Annotated in this window: 1 protein-coding gene and 1 pseudogene; both read left to right on the top strand. The window is 76.5% G+C overall.

What is annotated here, in order from left to right:
* The coding region (locus ABZ641_RS38575) for a PQQ-dependent sugar dehydrogenase (RefSeq protein ID WP_359989353.1) at positions 1-893 on the top strand (893 nt) is incomplete at its 5' end.
* 83 nt (positions 894-976) lie between these two features.
* Positions 977-1165, top strand: a pseudogene (locus tag ABZ641_RS38570) (hypothetical protein); the annotation flags it as partial.

Raw genomic sequence — 1165 nt, 5'->3', positions numbered from 1 at the left:
TCGGCTCCCGGGACACCGGGCGGATCCTGCGCATCGACCCGAGGACCGGCGCGCGCACCGACGTCGGGACCGTCCCCGGTGTGGACGCCTTCGTCGAGGGCGGACTGCTCGGCCTGGCCCTCGGCCCGAACGGCCGGCTGTACGCCTACTACACGGCCGCCGACGACAACCGGATCGTCAGCTTCGCCTACGACCCCTCGCGGCCGACCGGCGCGCAGCTGACCGACCCCGCAGCCGTGCTCGCCGGCATCCCCAAGGGCGACAACCACGACGGCGGCCGGATCGCCTTCGGCCCCGACGGCCTGCTCTACGTCGGCACCGGCGAGACCGGACGCTCCGAACTCGCCCAGGACCGCAACTCGCTCGGCGGCAAGATCCTGCGGATCACCCCCGACGGCGCACCCGCGCCCGGCAACCCCTTCCCCGGCTCCCCGGTGTACTCGCTCGGCCACCGCAACGTGCAGGGGCTCGCCTGGGACGCGCAGGGACGCCTGTGGGCCTCCGAGTTCGGCCAGAACACCTGGGACGAGCTCAACCTGATCGAGCCCGGCGCCAACTACGGCTGGCCGGTCGTCGAGGGGAAGGCCGGCCGGTCCGGGTACACCGACCCGGTCGTCCAGTGGCGGCCGGCCGACGCCTCGCCGAGCGGCATCGCCTACGCCGACGGCGCGATCTGGATGGCCGGGCTGCGCGGCCAGCGCCTGTGGCGGATCCCGGTGAACGGCGACGGCACGGCGGGCACCCCCGCCGCCGTCCTCGACCACACCGACGGGCGGCTGCGGACGGTGGTCGCCGAGCCGGACGGCACGCTGCTCGTCACCACCAGCAACACCGACGGCCGGGGCGACCCGCGCCCGGGCGACGACCGGATCCTGCGGTACCGGCCGAGCTGACGCCGGTGCGCCCCGCCGCGGGCGCTGCGCCGGCCGCTCCGCCGCGGGACCATCGAGTGGGGGCCGCTGCGGGGAGGTGCCGCATGGAGGAACCGGCCACCCGGGTCGCGCACCTGCCGGGCGGGCCGGCCCTGCCGTACGCCGAGCAGGGCGATCCCTCCGGGACGCCGGTCGTCCTGGTGCACGCCGTCGGCGACTCCTGGCGCGCCTTCGGGCCGCTGATGGCCCGGCTGCCCGCGGCGCTGCACGTGTTCGCACCGAGCCAGCGCGGG

Source organism: Kitasatospora sp. NPDC007106, assembly GCF_040634455.1.
Classification (GTDB): domain Bacteria; phylum Actinomycetota; class Actinomycetes; order Streptomycetales; family Streptomycetaceae; genus Kitasatospora; species Kitasatospora arboriphila.
The sequence above is the reverse complement of the archived record's forward strand: the minus strand, read 5'-3'. Positions and strand labels throughout refer to the sequence as shown.